The 22,463-nt window shown below is 66.8% G+C and carries 21 protein-coding genes; 12 read left to right on the top strand and 9 right to left on the bottom strand.

Annotation, left to right across the window (positions count from 1 at the left end; translation table 11 throughout):
• Positions 1-68 precede the first annotated feature (68 nt).
• The 5 genes from otsB to A8G08_RS22920 all read left to right on the top strand — a co-directional run bounded on the left by otsB (position 69) and on the right by A8G08_RS22920 (position 9,341).
• A complete protein-coding gene (gene otsB, locus A8G08_RS22940) occupies positions 69-2,624 on the top strand; it encodes a trehalose-phosphatase (protein ID WP_068279278.1) in 2,556 nt (851 codons plus the stop codon).
• A gap of 253 nt (positions 2,625-2,877) precedes the next feature.
• Positions 2,878-3,834 (top strand): metal ABC transporter solute-binding protein, Zn/Mn family, encoded by a 957-nt coding sequence (locus A8G08_RS22935; protein WP_068279276.1) that lies wholly within the window; start codon positions 2,878-2,880, stop codon positions 3,832-3,834.
• Positions 3,831-4,667 (top strand): metal ABC transporter ATP-binding protein, encoded by an 837-nt coding sequence (locus A8G08_RS22930; RefSeq protein ID WP_068279273.1) that lies wholly within the window; start codon positions 3,831-3,833, stop codon positions 4,665-4,667. The genes A8G08_RS22935 and A8G08_RS22930 overlap by 4 nt, the downstream gene beginning before the upstream one ends.
• Entirely contained in the window at positions 4,667-5,551 is an 885-nt protein-coding gene (locus A8G08_RS22925) for a metal ABC transporter permease (protein WP_068279270.1), read from the top strand. The genes A8G08_RS22930 and A8G08_RS22925 overlap by 1 nt, the downstream gene beginning before the upstream one ends.
• Before the next feature lie 139 nt (positions 5,552-5,690).
• Complete coding sequence (locus A8G08_RS22920; protein WP_068279267.1) at positions 5,691-9,341, top strand: hydantoinase B/oxoprolinase family protein; 3,651 nt, start codon at positions 5,691-5,693, stop codon at positions 9,339-9,341.
• Here A8G08_RS22920 and A8G08_RS22915 read toward each other — a convergent pair.
• Entirely contained in the window at positions 9,322-9,765 is a 444-nt protein-coding gene (locus A8G08_RS22915) for an Lrp/AsnC family transcriptional regulator (RefSeq protein ID WP_068279264.1), read from the bottom strand. The genes A8G08_RS22920 and A8G08_RS22915 overlap by 20 nt on opposite strands.
• Before the next feature lie 80 nt (positions 9,766-9,845).
• Between A8G08_RS22915 and A8G08_RS22910 the strand changes: the two genes are divergently transcribed.
• From A8G08_RS22910 to A8G08_RS22900, 3 genes are all read left to right on the top strand, one after another.
• Positions 9,846-10,559, top strand: coding sequence for an AzlC family ABC transporter permease (locus tag A8G08_RS22910; RefSeq protein WP_068279261.1), 714 nt, complete (start codon positions 9,846-9,848; stop codon positions 10,557-10,559).
• A complete protein-coding gene (locus A8G08_RS22905; RefSeq protein WP_068279258.1) occupies positions 10,552-10,884 on the top strand; it encodes a branched-chain amino acid transporter permease in 333 nt (110 codons plus the stop codon). Before A8G08_RS22910 ends, A8G08_RS22905 begins: the two co-directional genes overlap by 8 nt.
• A gap of 116 nt (positions 10,885-11,000) precedes the next feature.
• The gene (locus tag A8G08_RS22900; protein ID WP_068279255.1) at positions 11,001-11,444 is read left to right on the top strand and encodes an SRPBCC family protein; all 444 of its coding nucleotides are present in this window, start codon (positions 11,001-11,003) and stop codon (positions 11,442-11,444) included.
• A gap of 34 nt (positions 11,445-11,478) precedes the next feature.
• On the opposite strand, the gene rlmB is transcribed toward A8G08_RS22900, so the two are convergent.
• The 5 genes from rlmB to carD form a co-directional block, all read right to left on the bottom strand.
• Complete coding sequence (rlmB, locus tag A8G08_RS22895; protein ID WP_068279252.1) at positions 11,479-12,444, bottom strand: 23S rRNA (guanosine(2251)-2'-O)-methyltransferase RlmB; 966 nt, start codon at positions 12,442-12,444, stop codon at positions 11,479-11,481.
• Positions 12,444-13,856, bottom strand: coding sequence for a cysteine--tRNA ligase (gene cysS, locus A8G08_RS22890; RefSeq protein ID WP_068279298.1), 1,413 nt, complete (start codon positions 13,854-13,856; stop codon positions 12,444-12,446). Before cysS ends, rlmB begins: the two co-directional genes overlap by 1 nt.
• Before the next feature lie 71 nt (positions 13,857-13,927).
• Positions 13,928-14,401, bottom strand: a complete 474-nt coding sequence (ispF, locus tag A8G08_RS22885) for a 2-C-methyl-D-erythritol 2,4-cyclodiphosphate synthase (protein WP_068279250.1) — start codon at positions 14,399-14,401, stop codon at positions 13,928-13,930.
• Positions 14,401-15,102 carry a 2-C-methyl-D-erythritol 4-phosphate cytidylyltransferase gene (gene ispD, locus A8G08_RS22880; RefSeq protein ID WP_068279247.1) on the bottom strand — a complete coding sequence of 234 codons (702 nt, stop codon included), beginning with the start codon at positions 15,100-15,102 and terminating at the stop codon, positions 14,401-14,403. Before ispD ends, ispF begins: the two co-directional genes overlap by 1 nt.
• Before the next feature lie 2 nt (positions 15,103-15,104).
• The gene (gene carD / locus A8G08_RS22875) at positions 15,105-15,593 is read right to left on the bottom strand and encodes an RNA polymerase-binding transcription factor CarD (RefSeq protein ID WP_068279245.1); all 489 of its coding nucleotides are present in this window, start codon (positions 15,591-15,593) and stop codon (positions 15,105-15,107) included.
• A gap of 264 nt (positions 15,594-15,857) precedes the next feature.
• Between carD and A8G08_RS22870 the strand changes: the two genes are divergently transcribed.
• From A8G08_RS22870 to disA, 3 genes are all read left to right on the top strand, one after another.
• Entirely contained in the window at positions 15,858-16,499 is a 642-nt protein-coding gene (locus A8G08_RS22870; RefSeq protein ID WP_245672961.1) for a copper chaperone PCu(A)C domain-containing protein, read from the top strand.
• 73 nt (positions 16,500-16,572) lie between these two features.
• Positions 16,573-17,946 carry a DNA repair protein RadA gene (gene radA, locus A8G08_RS22865; RefSeq protein WP_068279242.1) on the top strand — a complete coding sequence of 458 codons (1,374 nt, stop codon included), beginning with the start codon at positions 16,573-16,575 and terminating at the stop codon, positions 17,944-17,946.
• Between the two features lie 107 nt (positions 17,947-18,053).
• A complete protein-coding gene (disA, locus tag A8G08_RS22860) occupies positions 18,054-19,139 on the top strand; it encodes a DNA integrity scanning diadenylate cyclase DisA (RefSeq protein ID WP_068279239.1) in 1,086 nt (361 codons plus the stop codon).
• Here disA and A8G08_RS22855 read toward each other — a convergent pair.
• The 3 genes from A8G08_RS22855 to A8G08_RS22845 form a co-directional block, all read right to left on the bottom strand.
• The gene (locus A8G08_RS22855) at positions 19,130-19,840 is read right to left on the bottom strand and encodes an HAD family hydrolase (RefSeq protein ID WP_068279231.1); all 711 of its coding nucleotides are present in this window, start codon (positions 19,838-19,840) and stop codon (positions 19,130-19,132) included. The genes disA and A8G08_RS22855 overlap by 10 nt on opposite strands.
• Positions 19,841-19,966: 126 nt before the next feature.
• Complete coding sequence (locus tag A8G08_RS22850) at positions 19,967-20,656, bottom strand: hypothetical protein (RefSeq protein WP_068279228.1); 690 nt, start codon at positions 20,654-20,656, stop codon at positions 19,967-19,969.
• Between the two features lie 102 nt (positions 20,657-20,758).
• Positions 20,759-21,382, bottom strand: a complete 624-nt coding sequence (locus tag A8G08_RS22845; protein WP_068279225.1) for a carbonic anhydrase — start codon at positions 21,380-21,382, stop codon at positions 20,759-20,761.
• An 81-nt stretch (positions 21,383-21,463) separates the two neighbouring features.
• Here A8G08_RS22845 and A8G08_RS22840 point away from each other — a divergent pair, with 81 nt between their 5' ends.
• A complete protein-coding gene (locus A8G08_RS22840) occupies positions 21,464-22,345 on the top strand; it encodes an HhH-GPD family protein (RefSeq protein WP_068279221.1) in 882 nt (293 codons plus the stop codon).
• Positions 22,346-22,463: the final 118 nt, after the last annotated feature.

Below are 22,463 nucleotides of genomic sequence, written 5' to 3'. Positions count from 1 at the left end.
GTGATTAGTGCGACTTCGATGCCTCCGGAGTCCAGTCGCGAGTGCCCACTTCGCCTACCGTTGCAGGAGTGAGTGCCCTCGATCTCGCTATCGACCTACGCCGTGCCCTCGCCGTGGTCGCGCGGACCCCTCGTCTCCTCGTTGCTTCGGACTATGACGGCACCATGGCGCCGATCGTTTCCGACCCGGCGAAGGCGTTTCCGAATCCGTCGTCCGTGTTGGCGCTGCGGGCACTTGCCGGACTGACCAGCACCACGGCGGCCGCTATCTCCGGCCGCGCGCTGCGCGATCTCGCCGCACTGTCGCGACTACCCGCCGAGGTTCACCTGGTCGGTAGCCACGGCTCCGAGTTCGAGGTCGGTTTCCTGCACGCTATCGACAGCGACGCGAAGGTCCTGCTCGAGGACATCACCAAGGAACTGTCCGCGATCGCGTCCGATCACCCGGGCGTCACGATCGAGACGAAGCCCGCCAGCGTCGCGCTGCACGTGCGCAATGCCGAGGAGCAGGTCGCCGACGAGGCGCTCAACCTCGTCCGGCACGGCGCCGCAACGTGGACGGGCGTGCAGGTGACCGAGGGCAAGGCGGTCATCGAACTGGCGGTGATCTCCACCGACAAGGGCGACGCGATCGATATCCTGCGTCACCAGGAGTCGGCCACCGCTGCTGTCTTCATCGGCGACGACGTCACCGATGAGAAGGCGTTTGTCCGGCTGCACGGGCCCGATGTCGGTATCAAGGTCGGCTCCGGCGACAGTGCGGCGCAGTACCGGGTGGAATCCACCGACGATGTCGCGACCGCGCTCGCATTCCTGTACGAGGAACGACGCACGTGGCTCGCAGGTGCGGACGCCCCGCGCATCGAGCGGCTGACCATGCTTGCCAGCCCACGGTCGGTCGCCCTCCTGACCCCGGAAGCGACCCTGACCTGGCTGTGTCATCCGGAGCCGGATTCCGGCGCCGTGTTCGCCCACCTGTTGGGCGGTACCGAGGCCGGCCACTTCAGCATCGGCCCGCAGCGCGAGTCGCTGCCGCTGTCGCAGCGCTACCTCGACGGCACGATGACCGTCGAAACCCGCTGGGCCGCATTGCAGGTCATCGACTACCTACCGCATGATGTGGCTCCGGAACGCACCGACGTCACCCGAGTCGTCCGCGGCCGCGCGAAGGCCATCGTCACCTTCGCACCGCGGCCCGAGTTCGGACAGGCGCAGGTACAGATCGAGCGCGAGGAGTACGGGCTGCGCGTATACGGCTCGAACGAACCGCTCGTGCTGCGCTCCCCCGGCGTGCATTGGGATATCACCAGCGATGGAATGCACCAGACCGCCTACGCCGTGGTCGACCCTTCCGAGGGCGAGATTGTCCTCGAATTGCGCTGCGGTACTTGGGATCTTGCGCCGTCAACCCATGAGGAGTCCGAGCGCCGCGCGGAGGCCGAGGCCTACTGGTCGGACTGGGTGCGCGGCCTCGAACTCCCCCGGGTCAAGCCGGACCTGATGAAGCGATCGGCCCTCACGCTGCGTGGGCTTGTGCACGAACCGTCCGGCTCGATCCTCGCCGCCGCCACCACCTCACTGCCCGAAGAGATCGGCGGCGTGCGCAACTGGGATTACCGCTACTGCTGGCTGCGAGACGCCGCGATGACCGCGGCGTCACTGGTGTCGCTCGGCTCGCTCGGCGAGGCCGAGGCCTACCTGGACTGGGTGCATCGCGTGCTGGAGACGCTGCCCGGGCCGGAGCGGATGCACCCGCTCTACACCCTGTACGGCCAGGGCCTGCCGCCCGAAGCGGTGATCGATCAGCTGCCCGGTTACGCGGGCTCGCGCCCGGTGCGGGTGGGCAACGCCGCGAACGCACAGGTTCAGCTCGATGTATTCGGCCCGATCGTGGCGCTCATCTGCGACCTTGCGCATGGGCGCGAGCGCAAAGGCATGACGGCGGCCGCCGAGATCCTGCCCGATCGGGACTGGGAACTCGTCCGGGCAATGGTCGAGGCGGTGCAGCGGCGCTGGCACGAACCCGACCACGGCATCTGGGAGATCCGCGACAACCCGCGGCACCATGTCTACTCGAAGGTGATGGGCTGGCTGACCGTCGACCGCGCGCTTACCCTCGCCGCGAAGTTCGACCGCACCGCCGAGCCGGAGTGGTCGGCGCTGCGCGACCAGATCGCCGCCGAGGTGCTCGAGAAGGGCTGGAACGGCGAGGTCGAGTCGTTCACCGCGGCCTACGACGGCAGCGACCTCGACGCCGCGACCCTGCATATCGGCCTGAGCGGACTGATCTCCGCCGACGACCCGCGGTTCGTCTCGACCGTGCTCGCGACCGAGGCCGAACTCCGCAGCGGGTCCACCGTGTACCGCTACCACCACGACGACGGGCTGCCCGGCGGCGAGGGCGGGTTCCACCTGTGTGCGGCGTGGCTTGTCGAGGCCTACCTGCTGATCGGTCGGCGGAGCGACGCCGAGGCGCTGTTCACCCAGCTCGTGAACGCCGCCGGTCCGACCGGCCTGCTCAGCGAGGAGTACGACCCGGTCGCCGAGCGGTCGCTGGGCAACCACCCGCAGGCGTACAGCCACCTTGGCCTGCTTCGGTGTGCGCAGCTGCTCGACCGCACGTAGTCGCGCTGCGCTCCGGGACGAATGATCCATTCACCCCGCTGGACGCAACAAATGTTCCATCCATCATGTGAGACGCCGCGCCATGGTGTGAACGGAAGATCCGTTGCGTTGGACGGAGTGAACGATTCCATTCACCCCGCTGAACGCAACAAATGTTCCGTTCACCATGTGAGATCGAGTGCGGATTTCCCAGCGCGGAGGTACCCCGCTAAACTCAATGGAAATCATTTCCATTAAGTCGGGGAGAGACGCCATGCCCGCCCGTTCCGCGCGCCGTTCGCTGGTCACGATGATCGGCTCTGCGCTGCTCACGACCGCCGCCGTATCGGGCTGCGCGGACAACGCCGACGCCGGACGCATCAATGTCGTCGCGTCGACGAATGTGTGGGGCAGCGTGGTGTCCGCAGTGGCAGGGCCGGACGCGGACGTCACCTCGATCATCACGGACCCCAGCGCCGACCCGCACTCGTACGAATCGAGCCCGGCCGACGCGGCCGCGGTGATCGACGCCGACCTGGTCGTCTTCAACGGCGGCGGCTACGACGAGTTCATCGAGAAGATCCTCGACAGCGAGCCGGGCAAGCCTACGATCGACGCGTTCGACTCCCTCGACACCGAGGCGGCTCATGCCGAACACGATCACGCCACCACCGGCACGCACGACGGGCACGATCACGGGTCCGTCAACGAACACGTCTGGTACGACATGCCGACCGTGCAGGCCGTTACCGGACGGATCGCCGACGAACTCGCCGCACTCGACCCGGAGCGCGCCGACGACTTCCACGCACGGGCAGCATCGTTCAGCGGGCAACTGGATGGCGTCCTCGACATCACCGACCGGATCGCGCAGCAGCATCCGGGCGCGCCGGTTGTGCAGACCGAACCCATCGCCCACTACCTGCTCGAGGCAGCGGATGTGCGTGACGTGACGCCGCCCGAGCTCGAGAACGCGATCGAGGAGGGCACCGACCCGTCGCCGAATGCCGTGGCGCAGACCCGCGATCTGCTGGCCGGCAAGACCGTGCGCGCGCTGCTGTACAACTCGCAGACCCAGGACAAGCTGACCGAGGAGTTCCGGAAGGTCGCACAGGGCAATGGGACTCCAATCGTCGCCGTGACCGAGACGCTGCCCGAGGGCACCGACTTCGCCGCCTGGCAGACCGACAACGCCCAGCGGCTCGCGGCCGCTCTGGATCAGCCGCAGTGACCACAGCGCCCGCGGGCACTCCCGCAGTCTCGTTGCAGAACGCGCGACTCGCGTTCGGCGACCGCACACTGTGGAGTGACCTCCAACTCGACGTTGCCCCGGGCGAATTCGTAGCCGTCCTCGGCCCGAACGGGTCCGGCAAGACGTCGCTTCTCAAGGTCCTCCTTGGGCAGTTGAACCTGTCCGACGGCACCGCAACCATCGCCGGACATCCGGCCCGAGCCGGTAACTCCGATGTCGGCTACATCCCCCAGCAGAAGTCGATCGACGCCGGTGTTCCGCTGCGCGGCCGCGACCTCGTCGGCTTCGGCGTGGACGGACACGAGTGGGGAATCGGGTTGCGCAACAGGGCGCGTCGGCGGCGCATCGTCGACGAAGTAATCACCGAGGTCGGCGCTCAGCATTTCGCGGACGCCCCGCTCGGCACGCTCTCCGGCGGCGAGCAGCAGCGGCTTCGGGTCGCGCAGTCCCTCGTCGGAGACCCGAAGGTGCTGCTGTGCGACGAACCGCTGCTGAGCCTCGACCTCGCCAATCAGCAACTCGTCTCCGAGCTGATCGAGCGGAGACGGCGCACTTACAACACCGCAGTGCTGTTCGTGACGCATGAGATCAACCCGATCCTTCCGCTCGTCGACAGGGTCCTCTACATCGTCGAGGGCAAGTTCCGCATCGGCCACCCACGCGAAGTGATGACCTCGCAGGTGCTTTCGGAGCTGTACCAGACCGACGTCGACGTGTTGCACGTGCGCGGCCGCCTCATCGTGGTCGGCACCGGCGACGCCGTCGACGCGCTCGGGTCCACCGGGGGCCACCATCCCGCCGAGGAGCACTGATGAACGACCGACTCGGCGACGTCTTCTCCAAGATGTTCGACTTCAACACCACTGCACACCTGCTGTCGTACGGCTTCGTGCAGCAGGCGCTCGTCGCCGCCGCGATCCTCGGCCTGCTCGCCGGCGTGCTCGGGCCGCTCATCATCAGCCGGCAGATGTCGTTCGCAGTGCACGGCATCAGCGAACTCTCGCTCACCGGCGCGTCGGCGGCGCTGCTGGCTGGAATCAGTGTCGGCCTCGGCGCGGTGCTCGGCTCGGTGGTTGCCGCAGTGGTGTTCGGCCTGCTCGGCGCCCGTGCCCGCGAACGCGATTCGGTGATCGGCGTCGTGATCTCGTTCGGACTCGGTCTTTCCGTGCTGTTCCTGTGGCTGTATCCGGGCCGCACCGGCACCAGCTTCGCGCTGCTCGTCGGACAGATCGTCGGCGTCGGGAACAGCGGTCTCAACCTGCTGCTCGGCTGCTCGATCGCCGTGCTGATCGTGCTGGCGTTCGTGTACCGGCCGTTGCTGTTCGCCTCCACCGACCCGGAAGTTGCCGTCGCGCGCGGTGTTCCGGTGCGCCGGCTGACGATCGTCTTCGCGGTGCTCGTCGGCGTTGCCGCGGCGCTCGGCGTGCAGATCGTGGGCGCGCTGCTCGTACTCGCACTGCTGATCACCCCCGCGGCCGCGGCCGCTCGGGTCACGGCGGACCCGCTGCGTGCGACGCTGCTCTCAGTCCTGTTCGCCGAACTCGCCGCGGTCGGTGGCATTCTGCTCTCGCTCGCACCCGGCGTTCCGGTGTCGAGCTTCGTGACCGCGATCGCGTTCGTGATCTACCTGATCTGCCGGTTCATCGGATCGCGACGGGAGAAGACCGCGGGCCGCAAGCTCGCCGTCCCGGCCTAGGACCCGCCCAAACGGGGGCAAATTGTGTTCGTGGGTGCGAAACTTCGGCCCCGTTTACACAATTTGCACCCGTTTGGGGCGTGCGAACCGAGTCGTCCGGCATTTCGCCGCCATCTCAGTGCCCGCCTAGGATCGGCCCATGGGCGGCGGGCGTTGGCAGTTCTGGATCGATCGCGGCGGCACGTTCACCGATATCGTCGCCAAGCGGCCGGACGGCTCACTCGTCGCGCACAAGCTGCTGTCCGAGAATCCCGGCCGCTACCGGGATGCCGCGGTCGCCGGCATCCGTGAACTCCTCGGCGTTGACGCCGATACCCCGGTGCCCGCCGAGCTGGTCGAGGTCGTGCGGATGGGCACGACCGTCGCCACCAATGCCCTGCTCGAGCGCAAGGGCGAGCGCACCGCACTGGTGATCACGCGTGGGTTCAAGGACGCGCTGCGAATCGGCTACCAGAACCGGCCGCGTATTTTCGACCGGCACATCGTGCTGCCGGAGCCGCTGTACGAGACGGTGATCGAGGTCGACGAGCGGGTCGCGGCGGACGGCACTGTGCTGCGCGAACCTGATCTCGACGCGGTCCGCACTGCCCTGGAGCAAGTCCGCGCCGACGGCGTTTCCGCGGTCGCCGTGGCGTGCATGCACAGCCACCTGTACCCCGCGCACGAGGAGGCGATCGGCGCGGTCGCGAACGACGTCGGCTTCTCGCAGGTGTCGTGCTCCGCCGAGGTGAGCCCCCTGATGAAACTCGTCCCGCGCGGGGACACCGCGGTGGTCGACGCGTACCTCTCCCCTGTGCTTAGGCGCTACGTCGCGCAGGTGGCCGACGAACTCGCCGGGACCGAAGGCAGCGAAGGCAATCCGGTCTCGCTGATGTTCATGCAGTCGAACGGTGGTCTCGCTGCGGCCGAACATTTCCGCGGCAAGGACGCGATCCTCTCCGGTCCCGCGGGCGGCATCGTCGGCATGGTGCGGATGTCGGAGCTAGCCGGATTCGACCGCGTGATCGGTTTCGATATGGGCGGCACCTCCACCGACGTGTCGCATTACGCCGGCCAGTACGAGCGGGTGTTCGACGCCCAGGTCGGCGGCGTTCGGTTGCGCGCGCCGATGATGGACATCCACACGGTCGCGGCGGGCGGCGGCTCGCTCCTGCATTTCGACGGCAGCCGCTACCGGGTCGGACCCGACTCGGCCGGTGCCGATCCCGGCCCCGCGAGCTACCGCAACGACGGCCCGCTCGCGGTCACCGACGCCAACGTCATGCTGGGCCGCATTCAGCCGGACTTCTTCCCGCATGTGTTTGGACCGGAGGGTGACCAACCGCTCGACGTGGATGTGGTGCGCGAGAAGTTCGCAGCGCTGGCCGCCGAGATTCACGAGCAGACCGGCGACGATCGCACCGCCGAGCAGGTTGCCGAGGGCTTCCTGCAGATCGCGGTCGCGAATATGGCCAATGCGGTGAAGAAGATTTCGGTGCAGAAGGGGCACGACGTCACGCGCTACGCGCTCACCACCTTCGGCGGCGCGGGCGCCCAACATGCCTGTGCGGTCGCCGATTCACTCGGTATGGATGCGGTGCTGGTGCCACCGATGGCCGGTGTGCTGTCCGCGCTGGGCATCGGCCTCGCGGATACGACGGCGATGCGCGAACAGTCGGTGGAGGCGCGGCTCGACCCCGCGTCGATGGACCAGATCGAATCCGTCGCAGACGAACTCGCCGACGACGCTCGTGCGGAGCTGCGCGACGACAATGTGCCCGACGATCGCATCTCGATCATGCGTCGCGCGCATGTTCGCTACGACGGCACCGACACCGCGGTACAGGTGGAACTCGGAGCCTACGAGGACATGGTGGCCGCATTCGAGGAATCGCACCGGCGCACCTACTCATTCCTGATGGACCGGCCGATGGTCGTCGAGGCGGTAGCCGTGGAGGCAACGGGCCGGACCGACGCCACCGATCTGTCCGGCGCGGCGAAGGCTGATGCTGTTGCAGCACAATCGGATTCAGATCGGACCGTTCGAATGTTCGTCGCCGGCGAGTGGCGGGACGTCCCCTGTATTGCGCGGGAGACGCTGACGTCCGACACCGCGATCTCCGGCCCCGCAATCGTGACCGAGGCAAATTCCACCACCGTGATCGATGACGGCTGGCGGGCGCGGGCAACCGACGCGGGACACCTGCTGATCGAGCGTGCCCAGCCGCGCGCGGCGGCGAGCGCGGGCACCGAGGCCGATCCGGTGCTGCTGGAGATCTTCAACAACCTGTTCATGTCGGTCGCCGAGCAGATGGGCTCTCGGCTGGAATCCACTGCACAGTCGGTGAATATCAAGGAGCGGCTCGACTTCTCCTGCGCGGTATTCGACCCCGAGGGCAACCTCATCGCCAACGCGCCACATATTCCGGTGCATCTCGGTTCGATGGGTCCGAGCGTGAAAGAGGTCATCACCCAACGCGCCGCCGACGAACGCGGTGTGCGCCGCGGTGATGTGTACGCAGTGAATGACCCCTTCCACGGCGGCACGCACTTGCCGGACATCACCGTCATCACGCCGGTGCTCGGCTCAGACTCGGAGGACGTGCTGTTCTGGGTCGCCTCGCGCGGGCACCATGCCGAGATCGGCGGTCTCACACCGGGATCCATGCCCGCACACAGCACATCTGTGGACGAGGAGGGTGTGCTGTTCGACAATTGGCTACTCGTCGCCGCGGGCGAGTTCCGCGAAGATGCCACCGTCGAACTGCTGACCGGCGCGGAGTACCCCTCCCGGAACCCGCGCACAAATATCGCCGATCTGCGCGCCCAGATCTCGGCGAACCAGAAGGGCGTCGACGAACTCGGCAAGATGGTCGAGCAGTACGGCCTCGACGTTGTGCACGCCTACATGACCCACGTACGGCGCAATGCCGCCGAATCGGTGCGGCGCGTAATCGACACCCTTTCGCCCGGCGACTTCCGCTACGAGATGGATTCCGGCGCGACCATTTCCGTCGCACTCGGCGTCGATCGCGACAAGCGCACGGCGACAATCGACTTCACCGGTACCTCAGCTCAGCTCGGCACGAACTACAACGCGCCGTCGTCGGTGGCGAATGCCGCTGTGCTGTACGTCTTTCGCACCCTCGTTGCCGATGACATCCCGCTCAATGACGGCTGCCTCGAACCGATCGACATCGTGCTGCCCGCGGGATCGATGCTCTCGCCGGAGTATCCCGCGGCCGTCGTGGCCGGCAATGTCGAGACCTCCCAGGCCATTACGGGCGCGCTGTACGGCGCGCTCGGGGTCCAGGCGGAGGGCGCGGGGACGATGAACAACATCACCTTCGGCAACGAGAACCATCAGTACTACGAGACGGTTAGCTCGGGGTCGGGTGCCGGCGACGGGTTCCACGGCACCCCGGTAGTGCAGACGCATATGACCAACTCGCGGCTGACCGATCCGGAGGTGCTCGAATGGCGACTCCCGGTGCGGTTGGAGGAGTTCGCGATCCGGCACGGCAGCGGCGGCGAGGGGCAGTGGCGCGGCGGTGACGGCGCGGTCCGGCGGCTGCGATTCACCGAGGCAGTAACCGTGAGCATGTTGTCGAACAATCGACGCAACGCGCCCTACGGCATGGCCGGTGGCAGCGAGGGCGAGGCGGGCCGCAACGAGGTTCATCGCACCGACGGCTCGATCGACCCTATGGACGGCTCGGATTCCGTCGACCTCGCAGCCGGTGACATGCTCGTCGTCTATACCCCTGGCGGTGGCGGGTACGGCAGACCCGTCAGTGATGCCCGGTCTTGATGAGCTTCATCGTGATGCGTGAATCGACGCGTGCGATCGCAGGATCGCCCATCAGTTGCGTGGTCAGCCAACGCTCGTAGGCGGCCAGATCGGCGACCTGCACCCGGATGAAGTAGTCGGGAATTCCGAACATTCGGCGCAGTTCGACAACTTCGTCCATCGCGGCGACGCGTTCCTCGAACGCTGCCACCGTCCCGAGATTCTTCGCGACGAGGTCCGCATGGATGATGACCTCCAACCCTCGCTCGAATGCTGCCGGATCGACGATCGCGGCATACCCCGTGATCACGCCGTCGGCTTCCAACCGTCGCACCCGACGAAGACACGGCGCCGGCGTCAGGCCCACCCGAGCGGCAAGATCCTGATTGGACAACCGGCCATCCTGCTGCAACTGCAATAAGATTGCACTATCGAGGGCATCCATAACTCATATATTGCGCTACTGCGAAGCTGTGGACAATTTTTGGCAATCATCTTGCGGAGGATTTCAAATAATATTGCCCCATGGCCACAGCAACTCTTCCCGGCAGCGAAAGGTCACGTTCCGCACTCGGTGAGGCCGCCCGCGAGACGGGAGTGTTGTGGGCTGGGGTGTTCGCCCTCGGTGTGGGATTCGGCGTCCTCGTCACCAGCCACGGTTTCGACTGGTGGCTGGCACCGCTGATCTCGGCGGTCGTATTCGCCGGCTCGGTCGAGTTCATCCTCGTCGGCATGCTCGCCGTCGCGGCCCCAATCACCGCCATCGCCCTGACCACTCTGCTGGTCAATTCGCGCCATCTGTTCTACGGACTGTCGTTCCCGCTGCACCGGGTCGAGACTCGATGGGGCAAGGCCTACAGCATGTTCGCACTGTGCGATGAGGCCTATGCCGTCCTGACAAACAGGGACTCCGACGCGCTCACCAGTGCACGCATCCTCTGGACCCAACTCGGCCTGCACATGTCGTGGGCCGTCGGCGCCCTTGCGGGTGGCCTGGTCGGAACGCAATTTCTCGGCGGACTCGACGGCCTCGAATTCGTACTCACCGCGCTGTTCGTGGTGCTGGCCCTGGACGCCTACCGCGATCGACCCGACCAGCGCACCCTCATCGCGGCGCTCGGCTGCGCCGCTGTCGCGCTGGTCGTTGCGCCGGACTCGATGCTGCTGGTGGCCATGGGCCTGTTCGCCGCAACCCTGATCATGCGACACCGATACGCCAAGCGGACCCGCCATGCCTGACGCTAGTTACCTCGCGCTCGCCCTGGGGGTGACCGTCGCGATCACCCTCGCGTTGCGCGCGGCCCCGTTCGGCGTTCGAAAGGCGATGGCCGACTCGGACCTGCTTGCCGACATCGGCCGGTGGATGCCGCTGGGCGCCGTGGTCATCCTTGCCACGTACTGCATTGCCACCATTGACTTTTCGGGTACCGCGCACGGCCTACCCGAGATCACGGGCGTCGCCGTCACGGTCGCTGTCCATCTCTGGCGCCGCAACGCCGTGGTCAGCATCTTGGCCGGCACGATCGCCTGCCTCGTCATGGCCAACGCGGTCGTACCGGGCTGATTCGCTGTCGCCAGCGTGCCGTGTCACCGGTTCCCACCATCTGCCCAGCCTGATTTCGCTCGATTCGGGTGGCGGAGGGGCTATTCTCCGGTCAAATCACTGATCGGAGGCCTGTCATGACAGGACGATTCGAAGCAACAGTTGATATCGACCGCCCGATCGCCGAGGTTTTCGAATTCCTCGCGGCCGGTGTGAACGACAAGAAGTTCAGCCCGCGCGTTCAGGAGATCACCAAGGCCACCGACGGCCCGCCTGGTGTCGGGACAGTATTCGTCAGCACGGTCAAGGACGCCGGTATGACAACCAAGCGCGAATTCGAATACACCGAGTTCACCGCACCGACGAAGATCCGCTGGGCCGAGCGTTCAAAGAACCAGGTCACCGCGGCGTTCGGCGGCTACGACCTGGAGCCGTCGGCGACGGGCACTCGGGTCACGATATTCAACGATCTGGAGGGGCACGGGTTCGGCAAGCTCCTTGCGCCGCTGGCGGTTCGCGCTGCCCGCAAGGACGCTCCGGCGTTTGGGTTGCGGATCAAGGAAGCCATCGAAAGCTCCTGAGCAGGTCCGTTCCACAGCCGATACGGCCCGGCGTTCAGCCGAGGCGACGCTGCCGAGCGATCTCGGCGAGCACGACGCCTGCCGCCACCGAGGCGTTGAGCGACTCCACATGTCCGGCCATCGGGACCGACAGCACGCTGTCGCACGTCTCGCGGACCAGTCGGGACAGACCCTTGCCCTCGGATCCGACCACGATGACCACCGGTCCGGAACCGTCGTAGTCGTCGAGAGTCGTGTCGCCACCGGCGTCAAGGCCGACGATCTGCACGCCCTTCGCCGCCCAATCCTTCAGGGTGCGAGTGAGATTCGTGGCGCGCGCGATCGGCAGCCGTGCTGCCGCGCCGGCACTGGTGCGCCACGCGACAGCCGTCACGCTGGCACTACGCCGCTGCGGGATCAGCACGCCGTGGCCGCCGAATGCCGCGACCGAGCGGACCACTGCGCCGAGGTTGCGCGGGTCGGTGATGTTGTCCAGCGCGACGAGAAGCGCGGGTTCGCCACTCGACAGCGCGCTCGACAGCAGGTCTTCGGGATGGGCGTACCGGTACGGCGGAACCTGAAGCGCCACACCCTGATGCAGGCCGTTCGCGCTCAGCCGGTCGAGGTCTGTACGCGGCACCTCGAGGATCGCGATACCGGCGTCCGCCGCGAGTTGCACACTCTCGGTGAGCCGTTCGTCGCTCTCGGTGCCCACCGCGACATACAGAGCCGTCGCGGGCACACCAGCGCGCAGGCACTCAACGACGGGGTTGCGACCGAGGACGGTCTCCGGACCATCCTCGGCCTTACGACCTGCGGGCCGAGTGTTCGAGCGCTGCGTGGTCGCCTTTGCCGTCGCCTTGGCACGGCGCTGGGCAACATGTCCCTTGCGCATCTCGGCAGGCGGGGTCGCGCCGCGGCCCTCGAGACCACGACGGCGGTTTCCACCGGACCCGGCGACCTGTCCCTTCTTCGTGCCAGCCTTGCGGATTGCGCCGCGCCTCTGCGAATTTCCGGCCATCAGCGTCCTGACTTCAGGGACCACTCGGGTCCATTGGGCGTGTCGGTCACTTCGATACCGGCGGCATTGAGCCGATCACGGACCTCGTCGGCGATCGACCAGTTCTTGTCCTCGCGGGCCTGCTGACGCCGCACGAGCTCGGCCTGAATCAGCACGTCGAGCGCATCGTGCGCGGCAGTGGCATCGGTATCGGCGCTCGCCCAGTGCTCGTCGAGCGGATCGACGCCGAGGATGCCGAGCATGCTGCGAACCTGACCCGCCGATTCGAGCGCGGCGACATTGTCGCCCGATTCGAGCGCCTTGTTGCCCTGGCGGACAACCGCGTGTACCTCGGCGAGCGCCTTCGGCACACCGAGATCGTCATCGAGCGCCTCGGCGAAAGCGTTGGTCCACTTGCCGATCGGCACATCGCCGACACGCTCGGCGACGCGCAGCACGAAGGATTCGATGCCCTGGTACGACTTCGCCGCGACCTCGAGCGCATTGTCCGAGTACTCCAGCATGGAGCGGTAGTGCGCACTACCGAGGTAGTATCGAAGTTCTTGCGGGCGAACCTTTTTCAGTACGTTCGGCACAGAAAGCACGTTGCCGAGCGACTTCGACATCTTCTCGCCGCCCATGGTGACCCAGCCGTTGTGCAGCCAGGTCCGCGCGAATGGAGAACCTGCACCATTGGCCTGAGCGATTTCGTTCTCGTGATGCGGAAAAACGAGATCGAGTCCGCCGCAATGGATATCGAACTCGGGACCAAGGTAGGTCTCGGCCATCGCCGAGCATTCCAGGTGCCAGCCCGGCCGGCCGCGACCCCACGGCGTCTCCCAATAGGGTTCGCCGGGCTTCTCGGCCTTCCACAGCGTGAAGTCCCGCGCATCGCGTTTGCCTTCGCCTGCGCTTTCACCCTGATGAACGTCATCGAGCTTGTGCCCGGACAGCTTTCCGTAGTCGGCGAAGCTGCGCACGTCGAAGTAGACGTTGCCCTCCGAGGCGTACGCGTGCCCGTTGTCGATGAGTCGCTGCATCAGCTCGATCATCTTCGGGACTTCGCCGGAGGCGCGCGGCTCGTATGACGGCGGCAGCACCCCGAGCGCCTGGTAGGCACGATCGAAGGCGCGCTCATAAGTCATCGCCCACTCCCACCACGGGCGTCCCGCAGCAGCGGACTTGGCTAGGACCTTGTCCTCGATATCGGTGACATTGCGGATGAATGCGACGTCGTAGTCGTGTGCGAGCAGCCAGCGCCGCAGCACGTCGAACGCCACACCGCTACGCACATGGCCGATGTGCGGCTCGCCCTGCACGGTCGCGCCACACAGGTAGATCGAGACCTTGCCGGGCTGCAGCGGCACGAAGTCGCGCAGCGTCCGCGTCGCGGTATCGAACAAGCGAAGCGTCGTCGCAGCGGGGGAGGTCACGACATGCGATCCTACCTGGACGTTTTCTGCACATGCCGAGTTGGTCGACCGGCGCGCGCCTGGTCGATCGGTCACTGGTGAGCGACAGGCTGGATCAACGCCGTGGCGATCGCAGCAATTCCCTCGCCCCGCCCGGTAAGCCCGAGACCGTCAGTGGTGGTCGCGGAAAGGGAGACCGGAGCCCCGACGAGTTCGGTGAGCACCTGCTGCGCCTCGGCCCGGCGCGGACCGATCTTGGGCCGGTTACCGATCACCTGCACGGCGGCGTTGCCAACTTCATAGCCCTGCTCGGCGAGCAACTCCCGCACATGCGCGAGCATCCGGGCACCGGTTGCGCCGGACCACTCCGGGCGATCAGTACCGAACACCGAACCGAGGTCACCCAGACCGGCCGCGGACAACAGCGCATCGCACAGCGCATGCACGGCGACGTCTCCGTCGGAATGTCCCGCGCAGCCGTCGTCGTCGGGAAACAGCAGCCCTGCCATCCAGCAGGGCCTACCCGGTTCGATCGGATGAACGTCGCTGCCGATACCGACCCGCATCAGCCGGCCCCTCCGGCCGAGGTCGCGGCGAGCAGCGCTGCCGCGACAGTGAGGTCGTGCGGCGTTGTGATCTTGAAAGCGAGCGGATCGCCGGCAATCGCACGCACTCGCGCACCGGCCCGCTCCACCAGACCGGCGTCGTCGGTGATGTCCGAGTCGTTGGTCACGGCGGCGTAGGCGGTTCGCAGAAGGTCACCATTGAAGCCCTGCGGAGTCTGGACGGCACGCAACTCGGCACGGTTCAGGGTTGCGGTGACGCCACCGAGCAGATCGACGCTCTTGATGGTGTCGGCGACTTCGAGGGCGGGAATGACGGCGTCGCGGCCGGCGCGCAGCTCGGCGACGACCCGGGCGATGAGGGCGGGAGGGGTGAGGGCACGGGCGGCGTCATGCACGAGGTAGATGCCGGCATTCGAAGCGGCCGCGATCCCTGCCCGGACGGAATCGATCCGCTCGGCGCCACCAGCGACGACGCGGACGTTATCGGGAAGGAGCTGCGCCGACGTTTCCACCAGTTCCTCGGGCACGACGACCACCACGTCGTCGACCACACCCGAGGCCAGCAGTCCGTCGACCGCAAGGCGCACCATTGGGACGCCGTTCACCGGGACGAATGCCTTCGGCGCGGAGGCGCCGAGACGCACACCGCGGCCAGCAGCCGGGACGATCGCTACGACCGGCCCGGCTGAATGGGATGTCACTGTCAGGAAGCCGCGGCGAGGACCTCGTCGAGGATGATCTCGGCCTTGGCGTTATCGGTGCCTTCGGCCAGAGCCAGCTCCCCGACCAGAATCTGGCGAGCCTTCGCCAGCATTCGCTTTTCACCCGCGGACAGCCCGCGATCCTGCTCCCGACGCCAAAGATCACGCACGACCTCGGCCACCTTGTTCACGTCTCCGGACGCAAGCTTTTCGAGGTTCGCCTTGTAGCGGCGCGACCAGTTGGTCGGCTCTTCGGTGTGCGGCGCGCGCAAAACTTGGAAGACCTTGTCGAGCCCTTCTTGACCGACAACATCGCGCACGCCAACATATTCGGCGTTTTCAGCGGGAACGCGGACGGTGAGATCACCCTGCGCGACCTTAAGTACTAGGTACTTTTTTTGCTCACCTTTGATAGTGCGAGTTTCGATTGCCTCGATCAGCGCCGCTCCATGGTGGGGGTAAACGACGGTGTCTCCGACCTCAAAATTCATCTGTCCCGTGCCCCTTTCGATGTAGCCAGTTTAACACGGGTTCCAGACACCGGCCCAGCAAGAGTGCAGGTCAGGGCCGTGCAGCGGTTATCGGAACACTTGACATCCCGACCAATTCGTGCATCTAACGATTTTTCTAGAAGCCTGTTCGGCGCTGTGGCGGAAGCCGTTTCGAGCGGTACCGACCGGCCCGGACGCCTAGGCTTCATAGCCGACTACTACTCTGCCTAGTGGATAACGCCCGTACTCGATGGAGGACTACCCGTGACTGCTCGCATTGCTCGGACTGGCTCGCTTTCGGCGCTGGTTCGTCCCAGTCGCCGGGCCGCCACTATTGCCGCGCTCGTCGCGGGTGGCGCATTGGTGCTCTCGGCCTGCAGCGCCGGGCAAATTACCCAGACTTCGGACCAGGTCGCGGCCGTTAATGGCAACTTCGCCGACATCGGCGAGATCTCGCTGCGCAACGTCCACATCGCGTACCCCAACTCGGAGGAGTACACGAACAGCAAAGGTGGCAAGGCCACGCTGGGGTTCGTCGCGATCAACAACAGCCCGGATACCCCGGACGAGCTGACCGCGATCACCACCGACGCGGGCAAGGTCGTCGTGACTCCCGCGCTCCCGGCCGAGCTGAAGCCGCAGCGTGACCTGGTCGCCGAGGCGGCCGGCACCGCGGAAACCGAGACCGAGCTCGCGACCGAGGAGGAAACTCCGCTGCTCGTCGAGATCACCAACCTCGAGAAGGACCTGACCCCCGGCCTGACCATCGGAGTCACCTTCGACTTCAAGGAGAACGGCGCGGTCACCGTGCAGGTGCCCGTCGACGCCGGTCACGACACCCCGCGCTACCAGGAGTCCGAGAAGGCGGCCGGCGAGGCAGCCGAGCACGGGGGCGGCGGACACTAAGTCCCCACGCTCGACTCAGAACTTCCCGTGTGCCCCGGCAAATTTGTCGGGGCACACTTCTAGGCTGCGCTGCGTGGCCAAACCCAGGGCAAGCTTTCGCTGTTCGTCGTGCCAGTACGCGGTTCCCAAATGGGTCGGCCGGTGCCCCGAGTGCGGCGAATGGGGATCGGTCGGTGAAGCGCCTGCCCGGGCCCTCACAGGTGTGGGCTCCGGCGCCTCCGCGAGCATGCTGCCGAGCACTCCGGCTCTGCCGATCTCTGCCGTCGACGCCGCGGCGACGCTGGCCAAACCGACCGGCGTGGGCGAACTCGACCGCGTACTCGGCGGCGGCGTTGTCGCCGGTTCGGTGATCCTGCTCGCCGGCGAGCCCGGTGTGGGCAAGTCGACACTGTTGCTCGAGGTTGTGCACCGCTGGGCGCAGCGCTCCGCGCAGGACACGGCGCTCTACGTGACCGCCGAGGAATCCGCCGGGCAGGTACGCATGCGGGCCGATCGCACGGGTGCCGTGCACGACCGGGTCTATCTGGCGTCTGAGTCCGACCTCGCGACCGTCATCGGGCATGTCGAGCAGGTCCGGCCGACGCTGCTGGTGGTGGACTCTGTACAAACCATGTGCGCCGCGGAAACCGAGGGCGTCGTCGGCGGCGTCACGCAGGTCCGCGCCGTCACCGCCACCCTCACCTCGCTGGCGAAGTCGACGGGAATCGCGGTCCTGCTGATCGGCCACGTGACCAAGGACGGCACCGTAGCTGGGCCACGGACACTCGAACACCTCGTGGACGTCGTGCTGCAGTTCGAGGGCGATCGGCATTCGATGCTGCGCATGGTCCGGGGCATCAAGAACCGCTTCGGTGCGTCGGACGAGGTGGGGTGCTTCGAACTGCGCGAAGAGGGCATCGCGGAGGTTGCGGATCCTTCCGAGCTCTTCTTGCACCACCGCACCAGTGCGGTCCCGGGCACCGCGGTCACGGTGACGATGGACGGAAAGCGGCCGCTGCTCGGCGAACTGCAGGCACTCGTCACCAATTCGCCCGCGCCCACCCCACGGCGCGCGGTGAGCGGGCTGGACTCCAGCCGGGTCGCCATGGTGCTCGCCGTGCTCGACAGCCGTTGCGGGATAAGAGTTTCCAACAAAGAGGTGTACGTGGCCACAGTCGGCGGCATGCGTGTAACCGAGCCCGCCGCAGACCTCGCGACTGCGCTCGCCGTCGCCACCGCACTGACCAATCGCACACTCCCCGCCGGGGTGGTCGTGCTCGGTGAGGTCGGGCTCGCCGGGGAGATCCGCCGCGTGTCCGGAATTTCCCGCCGGCTCAGCGAGGCGGTCCGCCTCGGGTTCACGCATGCGCTGGTTCCGCCGGACCACGGCCCGCTGCCTGCGGGAATCACCGCGACGGTAGTGCCCACCGTCGCCGCGGCACTCGACGCGCTCGTCACAATCCGCTAACCGCGCCGCGCTGCGAATCGCCTTTTCGGTTCGCTCGGATCGCCGCTCGGTATTGTCGAATGCCGGCCACGGATAACCTGGCCGACCGCGCGAGGTGTGGAGGGTGGATGCACGACGTCGAGTCGCTGACCAGCCTGCGCGATACCATCGCCCGAATCGCCCCCGGAACCGATCTTCGCGACGGTCTCGAGCGCATCCTGCGCGGCCGCACCGGAGCGCTGATCGTGCTCGGCTACGACGACCACGTCGAGGCAATATGCGATGGCGGCTTCGAACTCGACGTGGAATTCGCACCGACCCGACTTCGTGAGTTGTCCAAGATGGACGGCGCGGTGGTGCTGTCCTCGGACGGCAAGCGCATCGTCCGTGCGAATGTGCAGCTCGTGCCAGACCCGAAGATCCCGACCGTGGAATCCGGCACTCGGCACCGTGCCGCGGAGCGAACCGGGATCGAGACCGGGTATCCGGTGGTCTCGGTCAGCCAGTCGATGAGCATCGTCAGCGTCTACGTCGCCGGTGTCCGCCATGTCATGGCGAGCTCCACGACGATCCTGTCCCGGGCCAACCAGGCCGTCGCCACGCTGGAGCGGTACAAGGCGCGGCTCGACGAGGTGACCCGGCAGCTTTCGGTCATCGAGATCGAGGACTTCGTCACGCTGCGCGATGCGCTTACCGCGCTGCTGCGGCTCGAAATGGTGCGCCGGATCTCGATCGAAATCGATCAGCACGTGCTCGAACTCGGCACCGACGGTCGCCAGCTCGCGCTGCAGCTCGAGGAACTGGTCGGCGACAACGAAACAGCACGCCAACTGCTCGTCCGCGACTACCTCGCTGGGCCCGATTCGCCAACCACTGCCGCGGTGGACCAAGCTCTCGCGGCGCTGGCCGCCCTCACCGACGCCGATCTGCTCGATCCGACGGCACTGGCGAATGTGCTCGGCTATCCGGCGACGATCGAGACGCTCGACAAGCCGATGACCCCGCGCGGTTTCCGGGTTCTCACCCGGGTGCCACGATTGCGCTTCGTACAGGTGCAGTCGCTCGTCGGCGCATTCGGCAATCTGCAGGGCCTGCTCGCCGCCACCGCGGCCGACCTACAGGCCGTGGAGGGAATCGGGCACTACTGGGCTCGGCAGATCCGTGAGGGGCTATCCCGGCTCGCCGAGACCAGCATCTCCGGGCCCTACGACTGATCTGCCGCCGCACTGGCCTGAAAACCGTAACGGCGCAGCACATCTCGCAATGCATCCGTGCGATCCGCGGTGGGATCCGGCGCGACGAGTTCGAACGCGCAACCGAGCGCGGCCGCGCCGCCATCGGCGGTCTTGCTATCGCCCACCATCACCGCATCCGCCGCGTCGACCCCGAGCCGATCAATCGCGGCCCGGAAAATCGCCTCGCTGGGTTTGATGGCGCCAACCTCGTAGGAGAGCACGTACTCGTCGACGAAACGGTCCCAGCCACGCGCGGTGAAGCAGGGACGCAGATCGAAGGCGATATTGCTGACCACCGCGGTTTTGATGCCCTGCGCCGACAACGCCGCGAGCACCTCGCCGGTGTCGGGGTAGGGCGTCCACTCGGCGGGATCGGTCAGGCGCCGATACAGGCTCAGCGCCTGCTCCTCTGTCGGCACCCCGGACAGCCGGAGGATCTCGAGGTAGGCCTTGCGATGCAGGGCGGGGTCGAGATCGCGGTTCAAATACGCGTGGCGGCTCTCCTCGTCGAGCTCAACCGGCAATCCGACCGGCGCGGTCATGCGGCGCATGATCTCGGCCTGATGGTGGAAATCGAACGGCTCGCCGCTGGAGTGAGTGAGGTCCTCCGCCCAGCTTTCCTGTTCCTCGAGGCGGAACAGAGTGCCGGAGAAGTCGAACAGTATTGCGCGAACGGTCACTGATCCGACCCTAGCCGAGGTCTGCAGGCCCGGCAGGGCGCACGGAATTTGGGTGCCGTGAATGGAAGATTTGTTGCGTTAGACGGAGTGAACGCTTCCGTTCACTCCGCTGTCGGGCGTTCCGGCTCAGGCGAGGTTGAACGGCTCCGCGCCGCTGCGCAGCGCGCCGAGCTGGGCGATCACGGTATACGCGCCGGGCGCGACCGGGACGCGCTCGCCGGCGCACTCGGGCTGGGACGTAGTGCCGGACCACTTCACCGTGAATGCGGCCTGCTGGCCGGGTGTGAGCGTCCGCAGATCCGGCGTGGCGCTGGGGAAGCAGTCCGAGTTCGACCACAGCCGCTGCACACCGTCGAGGGTGTAGACCAGCACCTGCTGCAGGCCGGCGCCGAGGTCACGCTCGCACGGTGCGGTAGAGATGTTGGTGATCACGATGCCGAACTCGGGCTCCTGGCCCACCTTGTAGGTCGGCTGCGCGATGGTCGCCTTTACCGCGAGCGAGGAGTCCGGGCACTGCCCCGGCGGAGTCGCGGCGGCCGGCGAGGCGGCCCCCGAGGTGGCGGCGCCGGAGGTGGTCGCGGTACCCGACGCGGTCTCACTACCCGAGGGAGTGGCGCTGGCCGAAGCCGGCGTTTGCGTGGTCGTGGGCGTTTCCGAGCTTGCCGCCGCGGTGGGCGACGGGTCGTCGCCACCTCCGCCGGCGATGACCGCGATCAGTCCGATGACGACCAGAATTGCGAAGGAAGCCAGCCCGATAGCGAGCCAGCGGCGACGCTGATAGATCTCGGGTGGCAGCGGACCGTTCGTTTCAAACACGGTTCTCAAGGTAGAGCGACGGCCGCTTACTGCGGCTGACCTGCATCGGCGTGTCGGATTTGAACCCGGTCACAGCTGTGCCGCGTGCGTGCGCGGACTGGCTCAAACGGTCTCGCCGATATCGCCGACGACGCTGTGCAGCACCGCCTGGCCATCGGAGAGTTGGTACGTGACGCCCACGATCGCCACCGAGCCGGCCGCGACCTTGTCGGCGATCGCAGTCGACCGCTGCTGGATCAACTTGCCGGTCTCCACGACATGGCGCGCCTCGAGCTCATCGACCGTCGAAAGGCCCTCCTTGCGGCCGATCAGGATCGAGGAGGTTACCCGTTCGACCACGCTGCGGATGAAGCCGCCGGGGACCTCGCCGTGGTCGAGCGCCTTGAGCGTCGCAGCAACTGCGCCACAGCGGTCGTGGCCGAGCACGACCACAAGCGGCACATTCAGTACGTCCACCGCGTACTCGATCGACCCGAGCACCGAACTGTCGATGACGTGCCCGGCGGTGCGAACCACGAACATATCGCCGAGACCCTGGTCGAAGATGATCTCCGCCGCGACTCGCGAATCACCGCAACCGAACAGAACTGCGGTCGGCTTCTGCCCGTCGACGAGCTTCGCGCGGTCGGCAATGCCCTGGCTAGGATGCAGAGACCTGCCGTTGACGAATCGCTCGTTGCCGTCCCGAAGGGACTTCCAGGCACTGATCGGATTGCTATTCGGCATGCAGCCATTCTGCACACACCACTGGTTACCTGCGAGTACAGCCCTGACTTACACCATGCAAATACCGTTCGGTCGCGCCTGATGGGCGCCGCATTCGACGCCGGCGCGGTGATCGACTGGTACACCGACACCGCGCGGGATCTGCCGTGGCGCCGCCCCGGTGTCACCGCCTGGCAGGTGCTGATGAGCGAGATCATGCTGCAGCAGACACCGGTCGTGCGGGTGACGCCGATCTGGTTGGAGTGGGTGCAACGGTGGCCGGTGCCCTCCGCGATGGCGGCGTCCACCACGGGTGAGGTGCTGCGCGCCTGGGGGAAACTCGGCTACCCGCGCCGCGCGATGCGGCTGCACGAATGTTCCCGGGTGCTCGCCGAACAGTACGGCGACGAGGTGCCGGACGACGTCGACACTCTGTTGACTCTGCCCGGGATCGGGGACTACACCGCACGGGCGGTCGCGTGCTTTGCCTATGGGCAACGAGTTCCGGTGGTGGACACCAACGTTCGCCGGGTCGTCGCCCGGGCGGTGCACGGCCTGGCGGAGGCGGGCAACCCGTCGACTCGGCGCGACCTCGCCGACGTCAGCGCCCTGCTGCCCACCCAACGCGCCCGCGCCGCAACGCTTTCCGCGGGATTGATGGAACTCGGCGCCGTGGTGTGTACGGCTCGGTCACCGCGTTGTGACGTCTGCCCGCTCCCGCGCTGCGCTTGGCAGGAGGCGGGACGACCGGCCGCAACCGGCCCGAAGAAGGCCGCCCAGCGCTACGAGGGAACCGACCGGCAGGCACGGGGACGGCTGCTCGATGTTTTGCGTGGGGCCCACGGCCCGGTCGAGCGGCGAAGGCTGGACCTGGCATGGCCGCAGGATCCCGGGCAGCGCGCCCGCGCGCTCGACTCGCTGCTCGTCGACGGTCTGATCGAGCAGACGGCGGACGGGTTGTTCGTGCTCGCCGGAGAGGGCTGAACCGCCCAGCCGCGTTCCAAACGAGGGCGAATTGTGTTCGTGCGGGCGAAGTTTTGCCCGCGCGAAGAAGATTCGCTCTCGTTTGGCAGGGCTTCCCGAGTGCAAGACTTCCTCGCGG

It is taken from the genome of Aldersonia kunmingensis (assembly GCF_001646865.1).
Classification (GTDB): Bacteria; Actinomycetota; Actinomycetes; order Mycobacteriales; family Mycobacteriaceae; genus Aldersonia; species Aldersonia kunmingensis.
This window is presented reverse-complemented; position numbering and strand designations above follow the sequence as displayed.

Coding starts and splice junctions, on each gene's coding strand:
- A8G08_RS22845 (WP_068279225.1), bottom strand. CDS start 21,382: ATGCCGAATAGCAATCCGATCAGTGCCTGGAAGTCCCTTCGGGACGGC.
- A8G08_RS22900 (WP_068279255.1), top strand. CDS start 11,001: ATGACAGGACGATTCGAAGCAACAGTTGATATCGACCGCCCGATCGCC.
- A8G08_RS22905 (WP_068279258.1), top strand. CDS start 10,552: ATGCCTGACGCTAGTTACCTCGCGCTCGCCCTGGGGGTGACCGTCGCG.
- A8G08_RS22840 (WP_068279221.1), top strand. CDS start 21,464: ATGGGCGCCGCATTCGACGCCGGCGCGGTGATCGACTGGTACACCGAC.
- A8G08_RS22915 (WP_068279264.1), bottom strand. CDS start 9,765: ATGGATGCCCTCGATAGTGCAATCTTATTGCAGTTGCAGCAGGATGGC.
- A8G08_RS22920 (WP_068279267.1), top strand. CDS start 5,691: ATGGGCGGCGGGCGTTGGCAGTTCTGGATCGATCGCGGCGGCACGTTC.
- A8G08_RS22925 (WP_068279270.1), top strand. CDS start 4,667: ATGAACGACCGACTCGGCGACGTCTTCTCCAAGATGTTCGACTTCAAC.
- A8G08_RS22935 (WP_068279276.1), top strand. CDS start 2,878: ATGCCCGCCCGTTCCGCGCGCCGTTCGCTGGTCACGATGATCGGCTCT.
- carD (WP_068279245.1), bottom strand. CDS start 15,593: ATGAATTTTGAGGTCGGAGACACCGTCGTTTACCCCCACCATGGAGCG.
- rlmB (WP_068279252.1), bottom strand. CDS start 12,444: ATGGCCGGAAATTCGCAGAGGCGCGGCGCAATCCGCAAGGCTGGCACG.
- ispF (WP_068279250.1), bottom strand. CDS start 14,401: ATGCGGGTCGGTATCGGCAGCGACGTTCATCCGATCGAACCGGGTAGG.
- A8G08_RS22910 (WP_068279261.1), top strand. CDS start 9,846: ATGGCCACAGCAACTCTTCCCGGCAGCGAAAGGTCACGTTCCGCACTC.
- disA (WP_068279239.1), top strand. CDS start 18,054: ATGCACGACGTCGAGTCGCTGACCAGCCTGCGCGATACCATCGCCCGA.